Source organism: Methanospirillum sp., from assembly GCF_035560735.1.
In the GTDB taxonomy this organism is placed as follows: domain Archaea; phylum Halobacteriota; class Methanomicrobia; order Methanomicrobiales; family Methanospirillaceae; genus Methanospirillum.
The window spans coordinates 1-6,846 of sequence record NZ_DATMYY010000387.1; the positions used below are offsets into that span (position 1 = coordinate 1).

The 6,846-nt window shown below is 47.1% G+C and carries 6 protein-coding genes; 3 read left to right on the top strand and 3 right to left on the bottom strand.

Annotated features, from left to right (window positions below; genetic code table 11):
- Positions 1 to 215: 215 nt before the first annotated feature.
- From VN429_RS11395 to VN429_RS11405, 3 genes are all read right to left on the bottom strand, one after another.
- Positions 216 to 1,283, bottom strand: coding sequence for a GHMP kinase (locus VN429_RS11395; RefSeq protein ID WP_325633410.1), 1,068 nt, complete (start codon positions 1,281 to 1,283; stop codon positions 216 to 218).
- Between the two features lie 8 nt (positions 1,284 to 1,291).
- A complete protein-coding gene (locus VN429_RS11400) occupies positions 1,292 to 1,834 on the bottom strand; it encodes a ferredoxin domain-containing protein (RefSeq protein ID WP_325633412.1) in 543 nt (180 codons plus the stop codon).
- 76 nt (positions 1,835 to 1,910) lie between these two features.
- Entirely contained in the window at positions 1,911 to 3,032 is a 1,122-nt protein-coding gene (locus tag VN429_RS11405) for a hypothetical protein (protein ID WP_325633414.1), read from the bottom strand.
- A gap of 137 nt (positions 3,033 to 3,169) precedes the next feature.
- On the opposite strand from VN429_RS11405, the gene VN429_RS11410 reads away from it, so the two are divergent.
- From VN429_RS11410 to VN429_RS11420, 3 genes are all read left to right on the top strand, one after another.
- Positions 3,170 to 4,615, top strand: coding sequence for a hydantoinase/oxoprolinase family protein (locus tag VN429_RS11410; protein WP_325633416.1), 1,446 nt, complete (start codon positions 3,170 to 3,172; stop codon positions 4,613 to 4,615).
- Positions 4,612 to 5,691, top strand: coding sequence for a histone deacetylase family protein (locus VN429_RS11415; RefSeq protein WP_325633418.1), 1,080 nt, complete (start codon positions 4,612 to 4,614; stop codon positions 5,689 to 5,691). Before VN429_RS11410 ends, VN429_RS11415 begins: the two co-directional genes overlap by 4 nt.
- 70 nt (positions 5,692 to 5,761) lie before the next feature.
- On the top strand, positions 5,762 to 6,846 hold a 1,085-nt coding region (locus tag VN429_RS11420; protein WP_325633420.1), incomplete at its 3' end, for an FprA family A-type flavoprotein.

Below are 6,846 nucleotides of genomic sequence, written 5' to 3' on the forward strand. Positions count from 1 at the left end.
ATATTGAGTAATACAACAGAATCATCCCGATTCCCAGGAGGAACGGAATTGTGAGCCGTAACACCCGATTGATCACCGGTGAAAAGAAAACATGCCCACCGGAGAGGGTACATCCCAGTGGTTTCATTCCCCTGCTCCGACAATCATTCACACCATGTTACCCTTCACAGAGATTATGCCTTTTGAACAAGGGGGTGATAGGAGGATTTGATACATCACTCAAATACGAGCCCGTTGTTATCAACCAGAGTACTGATAGCAATAGTAAGATCCATAGGTTCAAGAATGTGTTTGATTTCATCCGCAGGTCGTGCAGTTATGATAGCAATTGACGGCCCGACCGAACTCATCCCTACAAACTCAAGACCTGCCTTCCGAAGGCGGTTCATATAATGATAGAGTTCAAACGAGTGGTGCTCAACTTCAGCACGTTTTGATCCCCTGAACTCGATCTCCCACATCACGTCTCCCATTCGCTGGAGATCGCCACATCCCAGTGCAGGGATAAAATCCATTAACGTGCAGTATGCCTTCTGCTCCCTGTCCCGGTAATCAAGGGTCCGTGCCTTGTTCATAAGAAGAGCAAACTCTTCCTCGCCAGCCGAAGAGATAGAACTTGGGGGAATGACAATATGCACGTGCTTATCTATACCAAATTCATGACGATAGACCAGGGCCAGGTCATCCCCCATAACAGCCATTCCACCATAGGTGCTGACTGCAGGACCTACACCGGTCTCAAAACCGAATGCCACAAGTCCTCCTTCAGTCTCTTCCACATAGTTATGGCCGATCAGGATCCTCAACTGATCAAGCGTCAAAGGTTCTCCTAATACCTTATTCACTGCCGATGCAATAGTTGTCAAAATGGTGCTGGTTGAGCCAAGTCCTACATGTTTGTACTCATGATCACGAGCCTCCACCGCAAACCCACCGGTGTATCCGACAACTTGAGAGAACAAAGTGAGAAAGTGCTCGATGATAGCAGGTCTGTCATAGGTAATTTCGTACCCTGAAGGAATTGCCCTGGCGGTTGCATGGGCATACACCTGTATTGCAAACCCAATTCCACCCCCTCCCGGATGACCTGGTGCAAACCGGTTCATATCAAGAACAGTGAGATGTATTCGTCCGGGTGCTCTGACACATACGATCTCATCTCTGATATTCAGATCATATGTTCCTTTAAGGCCGGCAGTATCCAGGTTCTCACCAGCTTTAAATGAGTTAAACTCGTACTCGACCAGATCGAGATCTCCTCCGCGAATTTTCAATATTGTCATAATCCAGATTACCGATCAAAGAAAATATTCTTCCCTGTTATCGAGAGCGGGATAGCATATGCTGTTGTACATCCGGGGAGAAGACCAAGAGATAATGCTGCCACTCCTGCTGAAAAAAAGACACGGTTATCAGCATTATGAATCTGGGCAGTTTTAACTGCTGAACCTACAGCTATGCCGAGATCTGCCATCCTTATGGCACAGACTGGACCTTTATAGAGAGAACCATCTTTTCGCTTTCCAAATGCTTCTACCATCTCTTTACAGGTATCAAATCCACACCCACCGCAGTTCAATCCCAGGTGTTGTTCACCATGACACCCGATGAGCACACATGCTGATGCAACGGCGATATTTTTTGCATCACGCATAAAGAATTGAAATCCAATTCTGGTTCCAACAATCTCCATCTCCCGTGCAAGGTCCACGAGTTCTTGCCCGTACAGGACCTTCGTCTCGATGGTGTCAGTACCTTTCCCTTTCGGTGCAGTACGGACGCTTACGGCCATCAGATTTGCGATGGTCCGGACTGCCTCCTCTTCAGGATCCATACTCTCTGGTGCAGAGCATGAGGTAAATATCCTGTCATTTGTATCAGCAGAGGTAAAACAAAAACTGGAGTTTTCCTTAACGAGAACGGGTATGCTGGTTGATGTATGCCAAAATTGCGTTGTATGCCATCTCTGAACCCATGTAGGCCTCCTGGCGTGCCGTGTCAGGTTCAGCAACCCCACGGTTCTTCATATCCTCATACTCCTTGAGCAGAAATGTCTGAAACAGATAAAGGTCATCCATTCCTCCGAACCTATCCACAGCAAGCCCGCAGGCACGATCCCATCCCTGTTTGGCATATGAACTAAGAGAATACTTAGTAGGACTGTGTTTCATCTCAATAAGCATCTCTAGCATCTCATCATGGCTGATAGCCCCTTTGTGTGCCTTAATTGCAGATGTCACCTGGGTGAAGAACTCCTGCCATCCTTCCATCCACCGTTCCTGAACCTTTGCAGGATATTCCTCACCGGGTTCAGGAATCCGCTTAATAAACATCTTTAATAGGGGTGCTGAAAATCCCTCAATCTCTTGTGAGAACGAGAAGGTGATTCGGATACGATCTTTTCCTTCCGGGCCGGTATTATAAATCACAGAGTATGGAACAACAAGATAATCTGATGACTTTATTTTGACCAGGAGATGATCACTCGTGGCATACACGGTGCATACGTTGAGTTCAGTGTCATCAAACCAGACATGAACCTTCTCCTTGGTTTTTACAATAGCGAATGGATCAAGCCCATTGGGTCTTCGTTGTATCCCTTCGATGAAGAGCAGTTCATCCTCTTCATTCTGCATCTCCCGCTTTTTCTTCGCCACCGCGGTCTGGTACTTCTTTACAAGGGAATTTAAGTATCGTCTCCATGCATCCGGCCACTTTGCATCGTCCAGAGGAGCAATAACTCCACCTTCTTTTTTCTTTAGTCCGTGCAGGTAAAGACGTGTATATTCTTCACGTTCAGTAAAAAACCGTTGTGGAGTATTACATCTGATACAGAGCCGAAACTGGTCTTCAACCGTTATCTCATGAATATGATCAAACGAAATCTTTATATGTTCATTTTTGCGGTTTTTGATGACTATACGTCTATCAGTCACATACACCTTGGAGATGTGACGAACTTTCAGAGTGAAGAACACCGCTGCGATGGTCTTCTTCAGGACACTTTCCCCATCCTCACACTGAAGCGTCATGATTTCAGCAGACCAACACCAATTGATCAAAGTATTTCAGGTTCCTGACATATATATTCAGAATCAAAACAGGTCCCGGTAATCTTCAAATAATTCACAGTCAGGGAAGTTATTCAGAGAGGAGATTTGGGAGGGTTATGTTCACCGGGATTGATATTGGCGGGACAAATACTGATATTGCATTGGTTGATGGCGATATACAGACCATCAAGGTCTCTAACTCAAAAGGTCTAGAACTCGCTCTCGAGGCCGCTGGAAGAGACGGGAGACTTGCAATAAGTACATCACAGCCGCTGAACGCGATGGTTACCGGCAATATCGGAAGAATCAGGACCATAACCATCCCCGGCCCGGGACTCATGTATGGGGGCGCAGTAAAAGGTGCCGTCGGTCCACGTGGCGATATTTTAGAACCTGTTGATACCGAGGAGATTGAAAGACTTCTCAGGGGATGTCGCGCTGATGGGATTGCAATAGTAGGTAAGTTTTCTGTTAGAAATCCAATTCAGGAAGAGATTGTAAGAGATATTGCAAGACTGTTCTTTGACGATGAACAGATCGCAACAAGTGCTCCCCTCGGCGGTCTCAATTTTCCTGCCCGTATTACAACCACCAGGATCAATGCTGGAATTAAAGCCAAAGTCGCTGCACTCTCAAAAAAAATCAGGACTACACATCCGGACTCACTATTTGTAACTTCAGACGGAGGGCTCTGTGGCCATGACCGGGCTATTGAGAATCCGTCCCTCCTTTACCATTCAAGTCCTGCAACAGTAGCTATTGGTGCGGGATATCTTTCTCATAAGAAAAACTGCCTGGTAGTTGATATCGGAGGGACTACTACTGATCTCGTCCCCATAAAGGAAGGAAAGCCAATCTTTGAGACACTATTCGTGCAGGGAAAGAGGACCCTTGTTCAGGCAGTGTCAGCTGAGACGGTTCCATTAGGAGGAGACTCATGCATCAGAGATGAACTGATGCAGTTCAGATCAGGTAATGCCAGAGCATTCGGCGGTACTGAACCAACTCTGACAGATGCCCTCAATGTACTCGGGGCTGATATCGGCGACACATCGCGTTCATGCTGCCTGGATCCAAAAAAAGCAGAAGATGCATACAGAAAATATCTTGAGAAACTTGGAGCCATCATTCACCAGATGGACCCAATCATGATCGTCGGAGCGGGGTTTCTTGCCCCCTATCTGATACCAGACCTTGCTAATGAAGCAAGAGTAAGATTTTTTGTTCCCGACCATGCCGGATCAGCTAACGCTGTGGGTGCAGCAGTTTCACGAATAAGTATCAAAATTCATGCTCACGCAGACTCCCAACGTGGTGTCCTTACCTTAAATGGAATTGAACATCCTCTTCCAACCGGTATGAGCGACGAAGAACTCCTCACACATACCGGTGAACTGGTCAGGGCCATGGCGAAAAGTGAAGGAGCACCCCCAAAAGATCTGCATGAACTGGTAACCAGTCAGTATTCTGCATATAACGTGGTACGGGGAGGCAGAATTCAGGCAAGAATAACTGATTTTGTAATTGGAATAGCACCCGGTATTACTTGCGAGGCACCATGACCACTGGGATCATCTTCGCCCAGGCCTATCTTCGCCATGAGCAGAGCCCAACCCATCCAGAACGAAGTGAACGCCTTGCCTATACCATAGATCAGTTAACCGAGGAGGGGATATTCGATCTTTCAGATATCCGCCTGATAGAACCCAGAAAAGCAACCAGAACTGAGGTGCTTTTAGTACATGATGAAAATTATTTGAAATTTCTCGAAGAAGCAAGCATTACCGGAGGTATGATCGATTATGATACCCTGATCCCCCGGGGCCTTATTAGTGATGCACTGCTCGCAGCTGGTGGAGCAGTTACTGCAGTAAACGCTGTTCTTAACCAGGAAGTAAGAAATGCTTTTGTCCTCTCTCGTCCTCCGGGCCACCATGCAGGGCATTCTCATGGAGGCGGCTTTTGTTATCTCAACAATGTGGCCATTGCAGTGAGACAGTGCCAGCGAAGAGGGATGAGACGGGTTATGATTCTGGACTGGGATGCTCATCATGGGAACGGAACCCAGGAGATCTTTGAAGACGATCCCTCGGTTCTCTTCTGTTCAGTACACCAGTTTCCGTTTTATCCGGGTTCTGGTCAGATCGATGAGATCGGTACAGGAGAAGGAACCGGGTACACGGTAAACATGCCAATTCCGGGAGGCAGTTCAGATCAGGTATACCAGTACCTGCTTCGTGAGGTCATTATTCCCCTTGCCGAGGAATTTCAGCCTGATTGTTTCGTCATCTCTGCCGGACAGGACAACCATTTCACCGATCCCCTCACTGGTCTCGCACTCACTGCGAGAGGGTATGCTACCATGATGCAGGAGATCTGCATCCTTGCCGATAGCATCTGCATCGGGCGACTGGTTGTGATCCTTGAAGGCGGATACAGCGTTGAAGGAGGGCTTCCTTACACTAACCTTGGTATCATCGCTGCTATGGCAGGGCTTGATATATCTCAAATCAGAGAACCGGATACCTTCCTTGGGCTTCTTCACCGATCAGTTTCAGATACAGCACTAACTCATGTGATGAAAACAACGGACGAACTCAAACGGATACTGGCTCCTTATTGGAGTTGTTTTAGATAATCTTATCCCTTTATCCAGTTATCCGTCCTACCTGACAGGTATTAGCCAGCGATGCTGGCCGAGGATTACCATGGCTGTCCGTCAAATAAGTGAGCAGATCTATACAGTCGGTGTCATTGACTGGGACCGACGGATATTTGATGAACTGGTTCCCCTTCCTGAAGGAACATCATATAACTCATATTACGTTAAAGGAAGCGAAAAAACAGCGCTCATTGATACTTCAGATCCATCCAAACAAGAAGAATTTATTGGAAACCTGATAAGGCTCGGCATAAACAGGCTCGATTACATCGTTATCAATCATGCCGAACAGGATCATGCAGGATGCCTGCCGATGCTACTTGAACTCTTTCCTGGAGCTAAAGTCTGTTGTTCACAGAAATGCCAGGAACTTCTCTCTCTTCTGCTTGATGTCCCTGCAGGGCGATGCCAGATCGTAACTTCTGGCGATTCTATCAGTCTGGGAGACAGGACACTCTCATTTATGTCAACGCCCTGGGTTCACTGGCCAGAGACAATGATGACCTACTGCCCTGAAGAGGAGATCCTCTTCTCCTGTGATTTGTTTGGCGCTCATTATGCTACATCAGATCTGTTTGCACAGGACATGGCACGTGAAGAGATCCTGGCAAAGCGGTATTATGGTGAGATCATGATGCCCTTCAGGTCAAGCATCGTCAAGTACATGAGCCAGTTAAAAGAGATGAAGATCTCGATCATTGCGCCGAGTCATGGTCCATTGGTAAAACCGGCATCACTGATACTGGATCTGTATGAAGAATGGACCAGTGACCGGGTAAAAAATCTTGTCCTCATACCCTACGTCTCCATGCATGGAAGTACCAGCCAGATGGTCAGTTTCCTTACCGAATTGCTTCTAGAGCGTGGAGTAGGGGTGAAACCATTCAAAGTAACAAACCCGGACACAGGGGCACTTGCAATGGAACTGGTCGATGCTGCTACAGTGGTCTTTGCTACACCAACGGTTCTCTTCGGTCCTCATCCCGACATGGTCTCAGCTGCCTATCTCGCTAACCTGATCAAGCCCAAGACCAGATATGCATCTATCATCGGATCATACGGATGGGGTGGAAAAACCGTGGAGACCCTTACATCTATGATTTCTCATATCAAGGCAGAACTGTTAAACCC